The organism is Micromonospora sp. M42, from assembly GCF_000568915.1.
Lineage (GTDB): Bacteria > Actinomycetota > Actinomycetes > Mycobacteriales > Micromonosporaceae > Micromonospora > Micromonospora chalcea.
On sequence record NZ_KK037233.1, the window covers coordinates 151,786 to 171,039 of the forward strand.

Sequence of the window (19,254 nt, forward strand, 5' to 3'; positions counted from 1 at the left end):
TCTCAGAGCGTTCTGAGAATTCGTCTCTAGGGTGCGATCGCATGACGACAGAGGTGGACCTCGATGTCCCACTGCGGATCGCCGACCTCCGTGCCGCCCGTGACCCGGTCAAGGTCGTGGTCGGAGCACAGGCCAGGGAGCGCGTCACGGCCGCCCGTACCTTCCTGTCCGCGGTGCTCGGCGACGACCGTGCGGTGTACGGCGCGACCACCGGCTTCGGCGCTCTCGTCGGGTACGCGGGCCGCGCCGACCTGCGCGACCAGGCCGACAACACGCTCGCCCACCTCGGCGCGGGGCAGGGCCCGGAACTCGACCCGGAGGTGGTCCGCGCGACACTGCTGCTGCGGGCCGCGTCGCTGGCCCGGGGCGCGTCGGGGGTCTCGCCGCACGTCATCGACGCGCTCGCGGCGATGCTCGCGACCACGTTCGTCCCCGCGGTGCCCCGGCTGGGTTCGGTCGGCGCCAGCGGTGACCTGATCCCGCTGGGCGCCGCCGCCCAGGCGTTACGGGGCCGTGGGCACGCCTACCTGGACGGGGTACGGCTACCGGCGGCCGAGGCGCTGCAGCGGGCCGGCCTGGAACCGCTGCCGCTGGACGGGCGGGACGCGCTCGCCCTGGTCAACGGCACGTCGCTGACCACCGCGGCGACGGCGCTGGCGCTGGACGCGGCCCGCTGCGCGCACCGGGCGGTCCAGGTGCTCACCTGCCTGCTCGCCGATCTGCTGGGCAGCGACACGCAGTTCCTCGACGCCCGGCTGCTGGCCGCGTACGGCCATCCGGGCGCGGTCGACGTGGGCGCGCGGATGCGGCGGGTCGGCGCCGGGATCGTCGCGTCCGGGGCGCGCCCGTTGCAGGAGCCGTACAGCATCAGGTGCGCGCCGCAACTGCTCGGCGCGGCCGAGGACGCGCTGCGCTACGTCGACGCCGTCGTCGGGGCCGACCTCGCGAGCGTGACCGACAACCCGCTGTTCTTTCCCGACGAGGACCTCGTCGTGCACGGCGGCAACTTCTTCGGGCAGCCGGCCGCGTTCGCCGCCGACGTGCTGTCGATGGTCGTGGCGCAGGTCGGCAACCTCGCCGAACGGCAACTGGATCTGCTCGTCGACCCGAACCGCAACGGCGGCCTGCCGCCGATGCTGGCCGCCGGCCCGGGACAGCAGCACGGGCTGCAGGGCGTGCAACTGGCGGCGACCGCCCTGATCACCGAGATCCGCCGGGACACCATGCCCGCGAGCATGCAGAGCGTGCCGACCAACCTGCACAACCAGGACGTCGTCCCGCTCGGCACCCAGGCCGCGCTGCGGGCGCTGGACCAGACCCGGCTGCTGCACCTGATCGTCGGATCGCTCGCGGTGGGACTGCGCCAGGCGGCGTACGTCGGCGCGCGTGCGCCGACCGCGCCCGGCTGTGCCGAGGCGCTGGCCGCGGTGGCCGCTGTCGTACCGCCGATCGACCCGGACCGGCCGCTGGACGCCGACGTGCGGCGCGCCGCCGACGTGATCGCCGATTTCTCCGTTTCCTTCTCCTGAGGTGGACGCACATGACGCTTGACTACCTGATCGTCGGAGCCGGACCGGCCGGCCTGCAGCTCGCGGCCCTGCTGGAGGCCGACGGCAAGCGCGACTATCTGGTCCTGGAACAGGCGGGAATACCGGGGGCGTTCTTCGCCACCTTCCCCCGCCACCGGCAACTGATCTCCATCAACAAGCCGCACACCGGCTCCGACGACCCGGAGCTGAACCTGCGGCTGGACTGGAACTCGCTGCTCAGCGACGACCCGGCGCTGCGGTTCACCGGCTACACCGAGCGGTACTTCCCCGACGCCGACGTGATGGTCCGCTACCTGGCCGACTTCGCCGCGAAGACCGGGGCGCGTGTCCGGTACGGCTGCCGCGTGACGTCGGTCGGCAAGGTCGACGGGGTGTTCGAGGTCCGGGCGGGGGAGGAGGTGTTCCGGGCGCGACGGCTCGTCGTCGCCACCGGCGTCTCGCAGCCGTACCGGCCGGAGATCCCGGGCCTGGAACTCGCCGAGCAGTACGCGGAGATGTCCGTCGACCCGCGCGACTACCTGGACCAGAAGGTGCTGATCATCGGCAAGGGGAACTCCGCGTTCGAGACCGCGGACAACCTGATGGAGACCACCACGCTGATCCACGTGGCCGGGCCGAGTTCGATCCGGATGGCCTGGCGCACGCACTACGTGGGACACCTGCGCGCGGTGAACAACAACTTCCTGGACACCTACCAGCTGAAGTCGGCGAACGCGATCCTCGACGGCGACGTCAAGCGCATCGAGCGCGACGGCGACGGCTTCACTGTGACCTTCTCGTTCTCCCGCGCCGACGAGGTGGTCAAGGAGCTGCGGTACGACCGGGTGCTCGCCTGCACCGGGTTCGCCTTCGACGCGTCCATCTTCGACGACACCTGCCGTCCGCAACTCGCCATCCGGGACCGCTTTCCGGCGCAGACCGCGGAGTGGGAGTCGGTGAACGTGCCCGGCCTCTACTTCGCCGGCACGATCAGCCAGGAGCGGGACTTCAAACGCTCGACGAGCGGCTTCATCCACGGTTTCCGGTACGCCGTCCGGGCGCTGCACCGGATCCTGGAACGGCGGTACGGGGACACGCCGTGGCCGGCGGAGAAGCTGGACGCCACCGGGGAGCTGATCGCCGACGCCGTCGTCGCGCGGGTCAACCGCACCTCCGCGCTGTGGCAGCAGTTCGGTTTCCTCGCCGACGTGGTCACCGTCGCCGGGTCCGACGCGCGCTACCACGAGGAGGTGCCCGTCGAGTACTTCACCGGCACCGGCCTGCGTACCCCCGACCACGACTACGAGCACGCCTTCGTGGTCACCCTGGAGTACGGTCCCGAGCACGACCAGGTGGACCCGTTCGACGTCACCGTCAACCGGGTCGCCCAGGACGTCGCCGGCCAGGCCCACGACGCCGCCTACCTGCATCCGGTCGTCCGCCATCACCGGGCGGGCCGGGTCGTCGCCACCCACCACCTGGCGGAGAACCTGGAGAACCGGTGGGACCGGCCGGAGACCCATGTCGCGCCGCTCGTCGCGTTCGTCGACAGCTGCCTGAGCAGTGCCGAGAGCTGAGATGCGCCCGCTCGACGCGGCGCTGGACGGTCCGGCGCTGAACCTGGCCGAGCTGGCCGCCGACGCGCGGGGCCGCCTGGACCCGGTGCACTGGGACTTCTTCTCCGGCGGAGCCGGCGAGGAACGTACGGTGCGCGCCAACGAGGCGGCCTTCGCCCGGCGCTACCTGGTGCCCCGCGTCCTGCGCGGCGCCGCCCGGCGCGACCTGCGGGTCTCCCTGTTCGGCAGCCGGATCTCGATGCCGGTGCTGATCGCGCCGACCGCGTTCCACCGGCTGGCCCACCCCGAGGGCGAGGTGGCCACCGCCCGCGCCGCCACCGAGGCGGGCACGATCATGGTGGTCAGCATGGCGGCCACCCGCCCGGTCGAGGAGATCGCCGCCGCGGGCGGGCCGCTCTGGTTCCAGCTGTACCCGCAGCCGGACCTCGACTTCACCGCATCGGTGGTACGGCGGGCGGAGGCGGCCGGGTGCAGCGCTCTGGTCGTCACCGTCGACTCGCCCGTGTTCGGCCGGCGCGAACGCGACCTGCGGCACGGCTTCGTCGACCTGCCGGCCGGGCTGAGCTGCGAGAACATGCGCGACGCGACCGGCCGGGTGCGGGACATCGAGATGGACGCCGGGCTGGACTGGGCCCGGATCGCCCGGCTGCGCGAGATCACCGCGCTTCCGATCCTGCTGAAGGGGGTGCTGCATCCGGCGGACGCGGCGCTGGCCGTCTCGTACGGTCTCGACGGTCTGCTGGTCTCCAACCACGGGGGCCGGCAGCTCGACGGCGCGCTGGCCACCCTGGACGCGCTGCCCGCGGTGGTCGAGGCCGTCGGCGGGCGGCTGCCGGTGCTGCTCGACGGCGGTGTCCGCCGGGGCGCCGACGTCCTGGTGGCGCTGGCGCTCGGCGCGAGCGCGGTGCTGGTCGGCCGTCCGGTGCTGTGGGGGCTCGCGGTGGGCGGCGCCGCCGGGGTACGCCACGTGCTCGACCTGCTCCACGCCGACCTCGACCGGACGCTGACGCTGGCCGGCGTCGCCGGACCGGCCGACCTGCGCGACGACCTGGTCGCCACGGTGGCGTGCGGATGAGCGCCCTGATCGTCCTGCTGGTCCTGGCCGGGATCGGGTGGACCGTGCCGTACTGGCTGCCCCGCACCGTGGTCCGGCTGCGGGAGTGGGTGTTCGTCAGAGTCAACGGTGTCGAAGGCGTTCCGGTGCCGGGCCCCGTCGTCGGCATGGAGCACTTCGAGCGGGTGTACGCCGATCCGGCGGCGGACGGACGCAGCCGCGGGGCCGGGCTGTCGGACCTGTTCTGGTACTGGCTGGCGCCCGGACCGCACATGCACCAGGAACATCTGGAGCCGGGGGAGCGCTACCGCACCGTCGCCGCCACGACCCGGCGGGTGCTCGCGGTACGCCGCGAGCGCTGCGACGCTCTCGCCACCGCCGCCACCCGGCGGGTGCTCGACCGGTTGCCGGCCGACCGGACCAGCCACGTCCGGCTGCGTGACCTGATGATGCCGGTCTGGGCCGAGGTCTACTACGAGCTCGTCTTCGGCGAGGCGTGCCCGCCGCACGCGCGGGCGCTGATCGTCGCCAACGCCGACGACGTGGTCAGCGGGCTGAAGTGCACCGGACTGCGGCACATGCGCCGGCGCGAGCGGCTGACCGGGTATCTGCGCGACCGGATCGAGGCGGGCACCTGCCCGGTGACGCTGCCGCCGCCGTTCACCGCCCAGGAGACGGCCTGGTATCTCCAGGGCGCGTTCTTCAACACCGCCGTGGTGCAGATGTCCGAGGCGATGGCGCACGTGCTGCTCGCCCTCGCCACGCACCCCGACGTGCAGCGCGGACTGGACGGTGACGACGCGCTGGACCGGGTGATCGACGAGACGCTGCGGGTGCACCCGCTCTTCGGCGTCGCGCACCGGATCACCTCGGCGCCGATCACGCTGCCCACCGGCGTGTCGCTGCCGGCCGGAACGGTGCTGCTCTTCAACTACCTGGCGTTCCACCGCGGTGGGGCCGCCGGTGACGACCGGTTCGACCCGGACCGGTGGCTGACGCTCAAGCGCGGCGACGCGCACTTCATCCCGTACGGGGTCACCGCGAACCGCGCCTGCCCGGCCCGCGGCGTCGCGCCGGTGATGATGCGCGCCGCGACCCGCGAGGTGCTGCGCCGCTACGTGCTGACCTCCTCCGTCTCACACACCCGGTCGCTGCCCAGCCGGGGCCCGGCGTATCTGACACCGGTCGGGAGCCCCCCGCCGGGGCGGCTGCGGCTGGCCGCGATGCGGTCGCGGGACCGGTGGGCCGACGTGGGCCGCAGTATCCGGCAACTGGTGTTCGGCACCTGGATGGTGGTCGACGCCCGCCGGCAGCGGTTGTGCACCGACTACTTCGAGAGGGCTGTCCGATGACACCAACGGAGCTGGCGCCACGGTTCTTCATCGCGGTCACGGTGATCCTGATCTTCTGCAAAGGGGTCGCGTGGCTGCTCGGCAAGGCGGGCCAGCCCGCCGTGGTCAGCGAGATGCTCGCCGGCGTACTGCTCGGCCCGTCGCTGCTCGGGCTCCTCCTGCCGGACGTGCAGAACGCCCTGTTCCCGGCACCCCTGCTCCCGGTCCTCTACATCGTGGGTCAGGTCGGCCTGGTGCTGTTCATGTTCCAGGCCGGGTACGCGTTCAGCAGCCATCGGGTCACCGGGCTCGCCGGCACCGCCGGCGTGATCTCGCTGGCCGGAGTCACCGCGCCGCTGCTGCTGGGGGCGCTGCTGGTGCTGGTGACGGCGGGCGTTGTGCCGATCCAGGCCGACGGGACGTCACTCGGGGTCTCGGCCGCGTTCGTCGGCGTCGCCCTGGCCATCACCGCGTTCCCGATGCTGGCCCGGATCATCACCGAGAAAGGGCACGCCGGCACCCGGCACGGCACGCTCGCCCTGGCCAGCGGCGCGATCGACGACGTGGTCGCCTGGATCATGCTGGCCGCCGTGCTGGCGGTCGCGTCCGGCCGGGCCGGTCCGGCGATCGTCACCGCGGGCGGAGCGGTCCTGTTCGGGCTGGTGCTCTGGTTCGGCGGGCGTACGGCCGCCGCCACGCTGATGACCCACCGGGCCCTCAACGACCGCGCCCGGCTGCTCGGCACCGTCGCCCTGCTGTTCCTGGTCGCCTGGTACACCGACGAGATCGGGCTGTACGCGGTCTTCGGCGCGTTCGCGGTCGGCGTGGTGATGCCCCGCGCCGACAACACCGACGAGGTGGTGGACACGCTCACACCGGTCGCCGCGACGCTCTTCCTGCCGTTGTTCTTCACCTACTCGGGCCTGCGTACGGAGTTCGGCCTGCTCGCCTCGCCGCCGGTGCTGTTGTTCGCGCTGGCCTGCGTGACGGCGGCGATCGCCGGCAAGTTCGGCGCCTGCTGGGCGGCGGCCCGGCTGCGGGGTGAGCCGTCGAGCGTCGCGATGCGGGTCGGCGCGCTGATGAACGCCCGTGGCCTGATGCAGCTCATCGCGCTGAACGTCGGGCTGGAGGCGGGCATCGTGAGCCCCGCCCTGTTCACCGTGCTGGTGCTGGTCGCGCTTGTCACCACGCTGATGACGACGCCGGCGCTGAGCTGGATCGAGCGCCGGGAGGCGCGGCAGCCCGACGGCGTACGGACGCCCGCGCTGGCGGTTTCAGATAGTTGAAGAGGCAAGTACTGACGCTTCCATCGTCAACCATCTATGAGATCGTTAACATATGCGGGGCGGAACATCGAACCGGCTGTTGCTGGTCGAGGACGACGCGGATCTGACCGAGATGCTCACCGAGACGCTCGGCCACGAAGGTTACCTGGTCGACCAGGCCTTCGACGGCCAGCGCGGGCTGCATCTCGGGCTGACCCGCCCGTACGACGTGATGGTCATCGACCGGATGCTGCCGGCGCTCGACGGCCTCGACCTGGTCACCCGCCTGCGCGCCCGGGCGGTCCCGGCCCGGACCCTGATGCTCACCGCCCTCGGCACCGTCGACGACCGGATCGCCGGGCTGGACGCGGGCGCCGACGACTACCTGGTCAAACCGTTCGACCTCGACGAACTGAGCGCCCGGGTCCGGGCGCTGTGCCGGCGCCGGCCCGAGCCGACCGACGTGCTGCGCATCGGCGCCGGGCGACTCGACCTGGGACCGCGCGAGGCGGTGCTGCCCGACGGCACCCGGGTGGCGCTGTCCACCCGCGAGTTCGAGCTGCTGCGGGTGCTGGCGGCCCGGCCGAACGCCGTCCATCCGCGAGCCGTGCTGCGCCGCAAGGTCTTCGAGGAGGCCGCCGGCGCGTCGATAGTGGACACGTACGTCTACTACCTGCGGCGCAAGCTCGGCCGCGCGGTGGTACGCACCGTGCACGGTCTCGGCTACCGCCTCGGGACCCTCTGATGGAGGCGGTCGAGAAGGCGATCGTCAGACGGGCCCGGCTACGGATCGGCCTGCTCGTCGGCCTCACCATCGGCGGCCTGCTCCTGCTGGCCGGTGGCATCTCCTACACGGTCCTGGTCCGCGGCCAGGAGGCGCAGATCCAGCGTGAGCTGGCGTGGGGCACGGAACACGGGACGATCGCCGGGCCGCCCGCATGCAGTTGGATCTTCCGGTACGACGGCGCCACCGTGCGCACCGGCGCGAACCCGCCGCCACCGGGCTTCCCGTTGCACGACACGCTGGCCACCGTGGCGGCGAACCGGACCACCGAGATCACCACCGTCGCGCGTAACGGCACCACGTACCACGTACGCACCGAGGCGCGCGGCGACACCGTCGTCCAGGCGGTGTTCGACGCCCGCTTCCAGCTCTCCGACCGCCGGCACCTCCTGCTCGCGTTCAGCCTCGCGGCGGTGGCCGGGCTGCTCGCCGCCGTGCTCACCGGTGTCCTCGTCGGCCGCCGTGCCGTCGCGCCGCTCGCGGAGGCGCTGACCCGGCAGCGCCGCTTCGTCGCGGACGCCAGCCACGAGCTGAGGACGCCGATCGCCCAGGTGCACACCCGGGCCCAGCTGATCGCGCGCCGGGCACGCAACGACGGCGCCGCCACGAACCTGGACGACCTGGAACGGCTGATCGGCACCACGCGCCGGCTCGGCGAGATCGTCGACGACCTGCTGCTCTCCGCCCGGCTCGCCGCCGCGCCCGCCGACCGGGAGCCGGACCCGCCGGTCGACCTCACCGCGCTGATCGGTACGACAGTCGCCGCCGAGGGTGACCGGGCAGCCGAGCGCCAGGTCACGCTCGTCCTGGACGTCCCGGGTGACCCGCTGCCGGTGCCGGGTGTCGAGTCGGCCCTGCGCCGGGTCGTCGGCGAACTGCTGGCGAACGCGCTCGCCCACACCCCCGCGGGAGGCCGGATCACCGTGACGCTGCGGGCGGTGGACAACGCCGCGGAGTTCGTGATCGCCGACACCGGCAAGGGCTTCGACCAGGCGGACGCCCGGCGGATCTTCGACCGGTTCCACAGGGGCGCGGGCGCCGGAGACCGCCGCTTCGGCCTGGGACTGGCGCTGCTTCAGGAGGTCGTCACGAGCCACCACGGCACAATCGAGGCCGAGGGTCGACCGGGCCGGGGAGCCCGCTTCACCGTACGTCTTCCGATGCGACGATCGCCGAGCGCCGCAGGCCGGGCAGCGCGGATCAGGAACCTTCGGATGTGGCAGCTCGGCGCCGGCACGTGATCGCCGGAAGTGGAGCGCGTCCTGTCCTGCCGGGCCCGCCAGCCGTCCCGGTGCACAGTAGCGAGCGGTATCTCCACCGACGCGTACCCGTACCGGGTGCTCGGAGGTGCGCTGTTCCCTCGTAGTTTGAGACATGGTCGAAGCCGGTAGTTATGCGCGCAGCCAGCCACCCCACCGGCCGTCATCTTTGAGGCGCTCACCCAGCCCGACCGCGGCCCGGCGCGTCCGTGGCTACCCGAGGACGGGCAGCCGCCTCAGATCCTGCCGCCTGTCATCCGGGTGTGGCCGTCTGGTCGTCGCTGTGGGCCAGGCGACCGGATGCGTAGGTGCGTTTCGGGCTGGTGTCCGAGGGTGGGGAAGGCACCTATCTGCGCTGAACACTGCTCGTCGTCGAGCCCCATACCCGACCCGTCGCTCTTGGGACGCCTACGAAGCGCCTCAACCAACTGGTCAACTCGAATTGACCTCGTCGCGCTGACGCCAGTGCTTGGAGTCTTAGCTCGGGTCAGATCTGTCGCAATCTCTTCTCCACCAAGTACCGCAGATGGCAGGAGGACCTGCTCGGCACCCTACGGCCGAGTCGCTGGTCCACCTTTCGGGTGATCGAGCTTCGGTTGATGAGGACTGTCTAGTGTGGTCGATCATCTGTATCTGCATGGTTGCGGGGCCTATTGGCTGCGAACCACGCAGGCGATAGAGTCACGCCCGCGAAGCTTTCGATCAGAAGCGGCGCACTTGCTTGCCTGCGCGGCGAGCTGCGAGTAACAGAAGGGCGACGATGAGTGCGAGCCGGACCCGCACCTGTTCTTGGTGCGGTGAAGAAGGGCACGACAAGCGGTCGTGCGCGGTATCTCCGCACGCTGGGCGGTGCAGCGTGTGTTCCTATCACGGGCACGATAGGCGTAACTGCCCACGTAAGTGACCGCGGTGGCGGCAGCGCCTAATCGTCGGTGGGGACAGTCGGTCGAAGGCCGCAGCATCGGTGTTGTCGCAGGGGTTCCCAGCGGCTGTCGTTGGGCGTGTCGACGGCTCCACTTGCTTCGATTGTGTCGTGTCGACAAGGGTTACCGCGTCGGGCCGGGTTAGCGCGCATCCGCAGCTCGTTGTTTTCCTAAGACGAAAGATCGGAGTGGTTGCCTGCCGTGGCATGTGGTCGGCGCGAATCTAGCTGGTGGCCTTCTGGTGAATAACTAGGCAGTGCGAAGCGGACGCGATCAACCGCGGCTGCTCGTCGGGAGTGAGCCGTTTGGCGTGGTCGGATCGGCCGTTTCAATGAGGACGCGCAGAGGGGACGTCGGCAACGCTATCCATCCCTCGGAGCGGGCGAGTGGCCGTTGTTCGTCATTCGGCCCGTTGACCCTGCCGGTCGCAGCCGCACGAGCCGCCAACGAAGCGATCACCGCGTCGAACGCGTCGTGGCTACGCCGGGCCAGCGCCTCGAACGCGCCGAACTCCAGCCAGGGCGCGGCGTTGCTCAGCGCCGTCACGATATCGCCGGGCTGGACCTTGCGGCGTCGGCCCTTGTAACCGCGATGGGTCAATCCCCAGCGGTTCAGGGCTGCTGCCGGATACACCTCGACGGCACGGCCGTCACCGCAGCGATCGACATCCTGGCCGTCCGCGGCGAGCATCGACAGCAGGCCGGCGCAGCGGAAGGCAGCGTGCCCGATACGGTCCGCAGCTACGCTGAGCGGGACGATCCCGGTTTTGTCACGCACCACCTCGTCGGTCAGGCGATAGGCCAGCTCGCGTCGCCAGGCCCCACCCTCGACGTCGGCGACGGTCGTAACGTGACCGGCCTGGTGCGCTACGACGAAGGCGACGAACGGTGCCGGCCAGCCGAACGGGCAGTCAATCCCGGTCTTGTCCGCGTGCCGGCTCGCCTCGACAATCTGCGCGTCGTTGATGCCGAGGAGCAGGTCGCGCACCACCGCCCGGTCGGGCAGCCATTCGATCGCGGCCATCGCCGTACGCTCGTTCGCGGCTGCTAAGTCGACGCCGAGGGTCCGCACCGCACAACCGTAGTTATGGCCGGGGCTTCGCGGCCATAATCTGAACGACGATTCGATACGAGATGTTCGCGCGGGTGCCAGCCCACAGAACTGAGGGGCCGGTCCGCGGCCGCTAATCGGTTGCCTGCCGCGGTGACGGCTGCCTAGATTGCCGATCATGCACGACATCGACGGGCGTTCCGGATGAGCAGCCGTCTCCGCGAGATCGCCCGGCAGACGGTCGCGATCGCCGAGTCGGGGCGCTACCGCAACAATGCCGGCGAGGACATCACGATCGAAGCGGCGGTACGCGCCGCGGTCGACGGCACCCGTGAGCACCTGCCGGACGAGGCCCTCCACCTGGACGGCGCGAAGCCCGGCGCCGACACCGTCGAGGTGACGTACGAGTCGACGTTGCAGGCGGCCCGCCGGCTCGGACCCGGCGCGGCGTGTCTGGTGTTCGCGTCGGCGAAGAACCCGGGTGGCGGGTTCCTGGGCGGGGCGAAGGCGCAGGAGGAGAGCATCGCCCGCTCGTCGGCGCTGTATCCCTGTCTGCTCGCCGCCCCGGACTTCTATGCCTTCCACCGGGGGCAACGGGATCTGCGCTACAGCGACCGCGTCGTCTACTCCCCGGGCGTGCCGGTGTTCCGTGACGACAAGGGGAACCTGCTCGACCGGCCGTACACGACGTCCTTCCTGACCGCGGCGGCGCCGAACCTGGGCGCGATCGTGCGCAACCAGCCGGAGCGCGCGCCGGACGTGCCGGCGGTGCTGGGCCGGCGGGCCCGGCGGGTGCTGGAGGTGGCGGCCGCGCACGGGCATCGGACAGTGGTGCTGGGCGCGTGGGGGTGCGGGGTGTTCCGCAACGACCCGGCCGTGGTGGCCGGCGCGTTCGCCGACGCGCTCCGGGTGGTCGACCGGTTCGACCTGGTGGTGTTCGCCGTGCGCGACGGGCTGCCGGGCACGCCGGTGTACCGCACGTTCGCGGAGCGCTTTCGGTAGGTTCATCGCATGAGTGAGGACACGCTCCGGTCGGTGGAGATCGAGCGCACCAGCGTGGGCAGGTACGTCGTGCGCAACGCCCGTGGCGGCGAGCTGTCGATGGGTACGGGGGAGGACGCGACCTTCACGCCCGTGGAACTGCTGCTGGCGGCGCTCGGCGGCTGCACCGCCGTCGACGTCGACCTGGTGACCAGCCGGCGCGCCGAACCGACCCGGTTCGCCGTCACGGTGAGCGGTGACAAGATCCGCGACCCGGAGACCGGCAACCGGATGGAGAACCTCACCGTCACCTTCGCGGTGGCGTTTCCGGCCGGCGCGGACGGTGACCGGGCCCGCGAGGCGCTGCCCCGATCTCTGCGGCAGTCACACGACCGGCTCTGCACCGTGTCCCGCACGGTGGAGCTGGGCACCCCCGTCACCATGGTGGACGCGAGCGACAGGGGCCCGGCCGAGCCTCGGTGACCGCCGGAGGCCCGGTGCCACCCGGGCCGATCCGCCAGGTCTGTTAACGCTAACCAATGCCGAGGCAGTGTCCCGGCATGTGTCGCCATCCGGCCACAGAAAAGCCTTCGGGAAGCTTCGACCCCTCGATTACCTTGACAGCCGTCTATGTTATCGAAAACATGACTGGTAACCCGGACGTAACGCCGCTGCCATGATCGCTCGCCCCGTCTCGTGATCTCGGGAGCGGAAGCGACCAAGCGCGGGAGGTTTCGGTGGCACGGACCGCTCAGACGACGCGGACGGTTGCGGTGGTGGTCTCGGCGACCCTGGCACTCGGCGCGGGGGCGCTGGCCGGGGTGCAGCCCGCGTCGGCGGCGACGGTGGACACGACCGCGTCGTACGTGTTCGTGAACCGGCACAGCGGCAAGGCGATGGACCTGTACGACTGGTCGACGGCGGAGAACGCGCCGGTGAACCAGTGGACGCGCAACGACCTCGCGGTGCAGCAGTGGCAGTTCGTGGACGCCGGTGGCGGCTTCTACATGGTGCGGTCGCGGCACAGCGGGAAGGTGCTGGAGCTGCCGAGCGGCAGCGACGGCACCCAGCTGGTGCAGTCCACCGACAGGTCGTCGGCCACGCAGCAGTTCCGGTTGCAGGACTCCGCGGGCGGGTTCGTGCGGTTCGTGAACCGCCAGTGGAACAAGGTGATCGACGTGTGGGGCTGGTCGACCGCCGACGGCGGCCGGCTGGCCGGCTACTCCGACCTGGACGGCGGCAACCAGCAGTGGCAGCTGATCCGCCTGGGCGGCGGGACGCCGACCACTCCGGCACCCACCACTCCGGCACCCACCACTCCGGCGCCGGCGTATCCGCAGCCCGGCCGGGTCACCGGCGACATCGGCGTGCACGACCCGACGGTGGTCAGACGACCCGACGGCACCTACCTCGTCGCGCACACCGGTGACGACATCGCGTTGAAGACCTCCACCGACCGGGTGGCCTTCCGCAACGCGGGCACCGTCTTCCCCGGTGGCGCGCCGTGGACCACCACGTACACGGGTGGCGCGCGCAACCTCTGGGCGCCCGACCTGTCGTACCGCAACGGGCGCTATCACCTGTACTACTCGGCGTCGACCTTCGGCTCCAACCGTTCGGCGATCTTCCTGGCCACCAGCGCCACCGGAGCCTCCGGGAGCTGGACCAACGAGGGGCTGGTCGTCGAGTCGCGGACCACCGACGACTTCAACGCCATCGACCCGAACCTCACCGTCGACGACCAGGGCCGCTGGTGGCTCACCTTCGGCTCGTTCTGGTCCGGCATCAAGATGATCCCGATCGACCCGGCCACCGGGCACCGGCTCGGCACCGCCATGTACGGTCTCGCGAACTACGGCCCCGGCATCGAGGCGCCGGTCCTGGTCAAGCGCGGCGCCTGGTACTACCTGTACGTCTCGTTCGACAGATGCTGCCAGGGCGCCGCCAGCACGTACCGGATCATGGTCGGCCGTTCGGCGAGCCCGACCGGGCCGTTCCTGGACCGCGCCGGCCGGGACATGCTCGCCGGAGGCGGTACCCAGATCCTCGCCTCGCACGGCAGCGTGCACGGGCCCGGCCACCAGGCGGTCCTCGCCGACACCGACGGCGACGTCCTCTTCTACCACTACTACGCCGACAACGGCGCGTCGCTGCTCGGCGTCAACCGCATCGGCTACGACGCCGACGCCTGGCCCTACGTCTACTGACCCGGGACCAGCCCCGATACCTGCCCACCTGGGAGGGCACATGCCGCTTCGACACCTGCTCCGCACGGCCCACCGGGCCGGCGCGGCGCCCGCACGCCGTCGCCTGCGGCCGATGCTGGCCGCGGCGCTCGCGGCGATCGCCGTGACCGCCGGCCTGCCGCCGGCCGGACCCGCGCAGGCCGCACCGGCGGTGAGCTACACCAACCCGCTGGTCAACCAGCGTGCCGATCCGCACATCGTCAAGCACAGCGACGGCTACTACTACATGACCGCGACGGTGCCCGAGTACGACCGGATCGTGCTCCGGCGGGCCACCACCCTCCAGGGACTGGCCGGCGCCGCGGAGACGACGATCTGGCGCCGGCACACCAGCGGAGAGATGGGCGCCCACATCTGGGCGCCGGAGATCCACTTCATAAACGGCAAGTGGTACGTCTACTTCGCCGCCGGACGCACCGACGACGTGTGGCGGATCCGGATGTACGTGCTGGAGAACGCGAGCGCGAACCCGCTGTCCGGCTCGTGGACCGAACGCGGCCGGATCACCACGCCGTGGGACACGTTCAGCCTGGACGCCTCCACGTTCGTCGTGAACGGGGTGCGGTACCTGACCTGGGCCCAGCAGGAACCCGGCATCTCCACCAACTCCAACGTCTACCTCGCCCGGATGGGCGCCAACCCGTGGCAGATCACCGGCACGGTGACCCGGCTGGTGGTGCCGACGTACGACTGGGAGACCCGGGGTTACCGGGTGGCCGAGGGCCCGACGGTGATCCAGCGCAACGGCCGGGTGTTCCTCACCTACTCGGCGAGCGCCACCGACGCCAACTACTGCCTCGGCATGCTGACCGCGTCCGCAGGCGCGAACCTGCTCGACGCCGCCGCCTGGAGCAAGAGCCCGACCCCGGTGTTCGCCAGCAGCGCCGCCACCGGCCAGTACGGCCCCGGACACAACTCCTTCACCGTCTCCGAGGACGGGCAGAGCGACATCCTGGTCTACCACGACCGCAACTACCGGGACATCAGCGGCGACCCGCTCAACGACCCGAACCGGCGGACCCGGATCCAGAAGCTGTACTGGAACGCCGACGGCACCCCGAACTTCGGCATCCCCGTGCCCGACGGGGCCACCCCGGTCCGGCTGCGGTCACACGACCTGACGACGAGCTACGTCCGGCACTACGACTACCGCGCCCGCGTCGAGCCGAACGTGACGAAGCTGGCCGACTCGCAGTTCCGCATCGTCCCCGGCCTCGCCGGCGGCGGATCGGTGTCGCTGGAGTCCACGAACTTCCCCGGCTACTACCTGAGGCACCGCGCGTTCGCCCTCTACGTCGAACGCGACGACGGCTCCGCCCTGTTCGACAACGACGCGAGCTTCCAGCGCCGTCCCGGCCTGGCCGCGCCCGAGGCGCTCTCGCTGGAGTCGCAGAACTACAGCGGCCGGTACGTCCGCCACCGCGACGGACTGCTCCAGCTCGAAGCGGTGGACACCAGCGCCGACCGGGCCACTGCCACCTTCCACCTGGAGTAGGCGCCCGCAAACCGGCGTACCCCCTTTGGAGGTCCACGATGCTCAACCCCGCAGTGACGTCGCCGCCCGGCGCCCGACGGCGCCGGCGGGCCGGCCTGGTGCTGGCCCTGGTGGCGGTGGTGGCCGGCCTTTGAATGCACGTCAGCCAACATGCAGTGTACGATGAGCGGGAGTCAAGAATCTGGTAGCTGGGGGATACCTTCCGGCGCCGAGCGCAGTCGCAAAGATGGACCCGAATGCCCCTGAATGTAACAACGCACTAGACCACATGCAACGACCGCGTGGTTCATGTTAAACAGGTATTAAGAGTTTCGCACACGTTCGTCGCGATCCGCCTTGCGCAATCAACCGAAAGTCAATCTCGGGTCCCGTGGTCTTGAAAAAAGAGGACTAGCGACTCGCCCTAGGAAGACGCCACTGCCGCTTTAAGCTTGAGTGATTGTAAACACCTTGCACAACCGTAGCAAAGCTCTTCATTACATAGAATCACGTAGCCGCGAGCGGATGAGGCGGCAGCATGCCCCTGGCTAGGGAAGTGGGATCTGGTACGTGCTGGTCAACCGCAACAGCGGCAAGGTCCTCGACGTCCGGGACACCTCGACCGCCGACGGCGCGGTGATCCAGCAGTGGTCCCGCAACGACGGGGCCTGGCAGCAGTTCCGCTTCGTCAGCTCCGGCAGCGGCTACTACCGCCTGCAGAACCGCAACAGCGGCAAGGTCGTCGACCTGTGGGAATGGAACACCGCCGACGGCGCCGAGTACCGGCAGTGGCCCGACCTCAACGGCACGAACCAGCAGTTCCAGGTCCTCGACTCGGACAGCGGCTACATCCGCCTGATCAACAGGCACTCCAACAAGGCCCTGGAGGTCTGGGAGCGGTCGACCGCCGACGGCGCCCGGATCAGCCAGTACGCCGACCTCAACGGCGCCAACCAGCAGTGGCAACTGGTCCCGATCGGTACCGGCACACCCACCACGCCGCCACCGTCCACCGGGTGCGGCAGCGGCTCGTACCAGGCCGAGGCCGTGTTGAACGGTGGAACCTGGACGGCCCGCAACGGATCGTCGACCGTGTACACCGGCTCGGACATGCTCGCCGCGATGCAGGCGGCGGTGAACTCGCTGACGCCGGGACGGACCGCGAAGCAGCGGGTGGTGGTGCGCGGCTCCGGCTCGATGAGCGCGGGCTCGCGGTTGTCGCTGCCGTCGTACACGACGCTGGCGGTCTGCGGCACGATCAACGTGACCGGCTCGGGGTCGGGCGACTACGCGCCGGTCTACTCCCGCGGCACCACCGACGTCGAGGTGCAGAACCTGACGCTCACCGGTGCTCCGCTGTACGGGATCTTCATGCGCAACGTGAACAACCTGACGCTCGGGCAGATCGACATGCGGCTGTCCGGCGGCCTGGGCGTGCGGATCGACAACCACGGTGGCGACCGGGCGGTCAAGGTGCGCAACGTGCGCATCGACACCGTGTACGTGTCGGGGACCGGCGCGCACGGCGTCGAGACGTACGGCGTCGACGGCCTGACGATCGGCACCGTCACTGCGCGCAACACCGGATACTCCGGTCTGCTGCTCAACGACACGATCAACGCCACAGTGGGCACCGTCGACGCGCAGGGCGCCGGCACCGGAACCGGCTACGCGGCGTTCCGGATGGCCAACCGCAACGGCCGGATCGGCAGCTCGTACCCGACGAACATCCGGGTCGGCACCGTGATCGCGTCCGGTGGCGGCCGGGGGATCTTCTGCGTGTCGGAGTCCGGCGGCGCGGTCGTCGACCGGCTGACGATCTCCAACACCGGCAACAACTCGATCCTCGTGGAGAACTGCTACAACGTCACGATCGCCGGGGTGTCCGGCACGGTGACCGGCGGCGGCGAGGTGCGCATCGCCTCCCGGACCGAGTTCCCGATCTCCTCGGGCATCCGCTTCCAGAACCTCACCGTCACCAACACCAACATCACCCAGAGTCCCTGCGGCGGAGCGAACAACACGATCAGCAACGTCACGCGGGTCAACTCGACGCTGACCTGGTGTTGAGCGCCGCAGGCGCACCCCCCGCACCACCCACCCACCACCACCGTCCACCGGAGGAGTCCCCGTGACAACGGCTCTCACCACCACCGAAAGGCGCCGGCGGCACCGCTGGCGGTCAGTGGTCGCCGCCGCCGGCGCCCTCGTCGTCGGCACCGTCGGCGCGGTCGTCGCATCGCCCTCGGCCCAGGCCGCGACCATCGACACAGGCGCGTACTACGTGCTGGTCAACCGCAACAGCGGCAAGGTCCTCGACGTCCGGGACACCTCGACCGCCGACGGCGCGGTGATCCAGCAGTGGTCCCGCAACGACGGCGCGTGGCAGCAGTTCCAGTTCGTCTCCTCCGGCAGCGGCTACTACCGCCTGCGAGCCCGCCACAGCGGCAAGGTGATCGACCTGTGGGAGTGGAACACCGCCGACGGCGCCGAGTACCGGCAGTGGCCCGACCTCAACGGCACGAACCAGCAGTTCCGGGTCCTCGACTCGGACAGCGGCTACGTCCGCCTGATCAACAGGCACTCCAGCAAGGCCCTGGAGGTCTGGGAGCGGTCGACCGCCGACGGCGCCCGGATCAGCCAGTACACCGACCTCAACGGGTGGAACCAGCAGTGGCAACTGGTGCCGATCGGCGCTGGCAGCCCCGGCACGCCCCAGACAGGGCTGGTCGGCTGGGCCACCCAGAACGGCGGCACCACCGGCGGCGGCAACGCCGCCGTCACGACGGTGACCAGCGCGTCCGCCCTGTCCAGCGCGCTCGGGTCGTCCAGCGCCGCGGTGATCCGGGTCTCCGGCACGATCTCCTGCTCCGGCATGCTGCGGGTCCGCTCCAACAAGACGATCCTCGGCAACGCCGGCGCGACGATCTCCGGCTGCGGATTCACCGTCAGCGGCGACCGCAACGTCATCGTCCGCAACCTGAACTTCCGCAACTGGAACGATGACGCCATAAACGTCGAGCAGTCGGCCACCAACATCTGGATCGACCACAACAGCTTCACCAACGGGTACGACGGCGCTGTCGACATCAAGCGCGGCTCCGACTTCGTCACCGTGTCCTGGAACCGCGTCTACGGTCACGACAAGTCGATGCTGCTGGGCCACAGCGACGACAACGGCAGCCAGGACGTCGGGCACCTCCGGGTCACCTACCACCACAACTGGTTCGACGGCTCCAACCAGCGCCACCCGCGGGTGCGCTTCGGCAACCCGGTCCACGTCTACAACAACCTCTACAGCAACGTCGGCGGCTACGGCGTGGCGTCGACGATGAACGCCGGGGTGCTCGTGGAGGGCAACTACTTCGAGAACACCGCCGACCCCTACCACCGGGGCGAGGGCTCCTCCGGCCCCGGATCCCTGGTCGCACGCAACAACTGCTTCGTCAACTCGGGGGCCGGGCAGGCCGGCGGCAGCGTCGCCGGCATCCCGTACCCGTACACGATGGACGCCGCCTGCGACGTGAAGTCCGTCGTGACGGCGGGCGCCGGCGCCGGCCGGATCAGCGTCTGACCGCGCGCCGCCTGGCGCCACCACGTCACCGGCTGGGCCGGCCCGGGCTTTCTCGGGCCGGCCCGGCCGTCGGAAGCAGGGCCGGGCCGGGCTCTCATTGCGGGGCCGCCGAGGGGGTGACGGGATGAACTATCGGAAGAAGTTCCGGAAACAGAAAGCGCTAACAGAACACAGATGTACTGGTCGTCGACATTGTCACTAGAACGC

General features: G+C 70.5%; 13 protein-coding genes and 1 pseudogene. 13 read left to right on the forward strand and 1 reads right to left on the reverse strand.

All coding sequences use genetic code 11. The features are described from left to right. The first annotated feature begins 41 nt into the window (after positions 1 to 41). Genes hutH through MCBG_RS00515 form a run of 7 tightly spaced genes read left to right on the forward strand, consistent with a single transcriptional unit; the run spans position 42 to position 8,781 of the window. Positions 42 to 1,529, forward strand: coding sequence for an HAL/PAL/TAL family ammonia-lyase (gene hutH / locus MCBG_RS00485; RefSeq protein WP_043322962.1), 1,488 nt, complete (start codon positions 42 to 44; stop codon positions 1,527 to 1,529). Positions 1,530 to 1,540: 11 nt separating this feature from the next. After that, the gene (locus tag MCBG_RS00490; protein ID WP_043322965.1) at positions 1,541 to 3,106 is read left to right on the forward strand and encodes an NAD(P)-binding domain-containing protein; all 1,566 of its coding nucleotides are present in this window, start codon (positions 1,541 to 1,543) and stop codon (positions 3,104 to 3,106) included. 1 nt (position 3,107) lies between these two features. After that, positions 3,108 to 4,181, forward strand: a complete 1,074-nt coding sequence (locus tag MCBG_RS00495) for an alpha-hydroxy acid oxidase (RefSeq protein WP_051610850.1) — start codon at positions 3,108 to 3,110, stop codon at positions 4,179 to 4,181. Further along, a complete protein-coding gene (locus tag MCBG_RS00500; protein WP_051611456.1) occupies positions 4,178 to 5,512 on the forward strand; it encodes a cytochrome P450 in 1,335 nt (444 codons plus the stop codon). Before MCBG_RS00495 ends, MCBG_RS00500 begins: the two co-directional genes overlap by 4 nt. Then, on the forward strand, positions 5,509 to 6,777 hold the full coding sequence (locus MCBG_RS00505; RefSeq protein ID WP_051610852.1) for a cation:proton antiporter: 1,269 nt from the start codon (positions 5,509 to 5,511) through the stop codon (positions 6,775 to 6,777). Before MCBG_RS00500 ends, MCBG_RS00505 begins: the two co-directional genes overlap by 4 nt. Positions 6,778 to 6,829: 52 nt before the next feature. Beyond that, positions 6,830 to 7,501: a response regulator transcription factor gene (locus MCBG_RS00510; RefSeq protein ID WP_104112254.1), complete on the forward strand. Its 672-nt coding sequence runs from the start codon at positions 6,830 to 6,832 to the stop codon at positions 7,499 to 7,501. Then, positions 7,501 to 8,781 carry a sensor histidine kinase gene (locus MCBG_RS00515; RefSeq protein WP_051610854.1) on the forward strand — a complete coding sequence of 427 codons (1,281 nt, stop codon included), beginning with the start codon at positions 7,501 to 7,503 and terminating at the stop codon, positions 8,779 to 8,781. Before MCBG_RS00510 ends, MCBG_RS00515 begins: the two co-directional genes overlap by 1 nt. 1,214 nt (positions 8,782 to 9,995) lie before the next feature. Here MCBG_RS00515 and MCBG_RS00520 read toward each other — a convergent pair. After that, positions 9,996 to 10,793 carry a DUF429 domain-containing protein gene (locus tag MCBG_RS00520; protein WP_051610856.1) on the reverse strand — a complete coding sequence of 266 codons (798 nt, stop codon included), beginning with the start codon at positions 10,791 to 10,793 and terminating at the stop codon, positions 9,996 to 9,998. A gap of 183 nt (positions 10,794 to 10,976) precedes the next feature. On the opposite strand from MCBG_RS00520, the gene MCBG_RS00525 reads away from it, so the two are divergent. From MCBG_RS00525 to MCBG_RS00550, 6 genes and pseudogenes are all read left to right on the forward strand, one after another. Then, on the forward strand, positions 10,977 to 11,774 hold the full coding sequence (locus MCBG_RS00525) for a TIGR02452 family protein (RefSeq protein WP_043322967.1): 798 nt from the start codon (positions 10,977 to 10,979) through the stop codon (positions 11,772 to 11,774). Between the two features lie 9 nt (positions 11,775 to 11,783). After that, positions 11,784 to 12,236 (forward strand): OsmC family protein, encoded by a 453-nt coding sequence (locus MCBG_RS00530; RefSeq protein ID WP_043322969.1) that lies wholly within the window; start codon positions 11,784 to 11,786, stop codon positions 12,234 to 12,236. A 293-nt stretch (positions 12,237 to 12,529) separates the two neighbouring features. Then, positions 12,530 to 13,960 carry a family 43 glycosylhydrolase gene (locus MCBG_RS00535; protein WP_223200966.1) on the forward strand — a complete coding sequence of 477 codons (1,431 nt, stop codon included), beginning with the start codon at positions 12,530 to 12,532 and terminating at the stop codon, positions 13,958 to 13,960. Between the two features lie 40 nt (positions 13,961 to 14,000). Next, the gene (locus MCBG_RS00540) at positions 14,001 to 15,494 is read left to right on the forward strand and encodes a family 43 glycosylhydrolase (RefSeq protein ID WP_051610858.1); all 1,494 of its coding nucleotides are present in this window, start codon (positions 14,001 to 14,003) and stop codon (positions 15,492 to 15,494) included. Positions 15,495 to 16,037: 543 nt separating this feature from the next. Next, positions 16,038 to 17,543, forward strand: a pseudogene (locus MCBG_RS00545) (RICIN domain-containing protein); the annotation flags it as partial. Between the two features lie 61 nt (positions 17,544 to 17,604). Continuing rightward, on the forward strand, positions 17,605 to 19,047 hold the full coding sequence (locus MCBG_RS00550; protein ID WP_043322973.1) for a pectate lyase family protein: 1,443 nt from the start codon (positions 17,605 to 17,607) through the stop codon (positions 19,045 to 19,047). Positions 19,048 to 19,254: the final 207 nt, after the last annotated feature.

What these genes read in the sequence shown, in the direction of transcription:
- hutH (WP_043322962.1), top strand. Translation starts at nt 42, where the DNA reads ATGACGACAGAGGTGGACCTCGATGTCCCACTGCGGATCGCCGACCTC.
- MCBG_RS00490 (WP_043322965.1), top strand. Translation starts at nt 1,541, where the DNA reads ATGACGCTTGACTACCTGATCGTCGGAGCCGGACCGGCCGGCCTGCAG.
- MCBG_RS00495 (WP_051610850.1), top strand. Translation starts at nt 3,108, where the DNA reads ATGCGCCCGCTCGACGCGGCGCTGGACGGTCCGGCGCTGAACCTGGCC.
- MCBG_RS00500 (WP_051611456.1), top strand. Translation starts at nt 4,178, where the DNA reads ATGAGCGCCCTGATCGTCCTGCTGGTCCTGGCCGGGATCGGGTGGACC.
- MCBG_RS00505 (WP_051610852.1), top strand. Translation starts at nt 5,509, where the DNA reads ATGACACCAACGGAGCTGGCGCCACGGTTCTTCATCGCGGTCACGGTG.
- MCBG_RS00510 (WP_104112254.1), top strand. Translation starts at nt 6,830, where the DNA reads ATGCGGGGCGGAACATCGAACCGGCTGTTGCTGGTCGAGGACGACGCG.
- MCBG_RS00515 (WP_051610854.1), top strand. Translation starts at nt 7,501, where the DNA reads ATGGAGGCGGTCGAGAAGGCGATCGTCAGACGGGCCCGGCTACGGATC.
- MCBG_RS00525 (WP_043322967.1), top strand. Translation starts at nt 10,977, where the DNA reads ATGAGCAGCCGTCTCCGCGAGATCGCCCGGCAGACGGTCGCGATCGCC.
- MCBG_RS00530 (WP_043322969.1), top strand. Translation starts at nt 11,784, where the DNA reads ATGAGTGAGGACACGCTCCGGTCGGTGGAGATCGAGCGCACCAGCGTG.
- MCBG_RS00540 (WP_051610858.1), top strand. Translation starts at nt 14,001, where the DNA reads ATGCCGCTTCGACACCTGCTCCGCACGGCCCACCGGGCCGGCGCGGCG.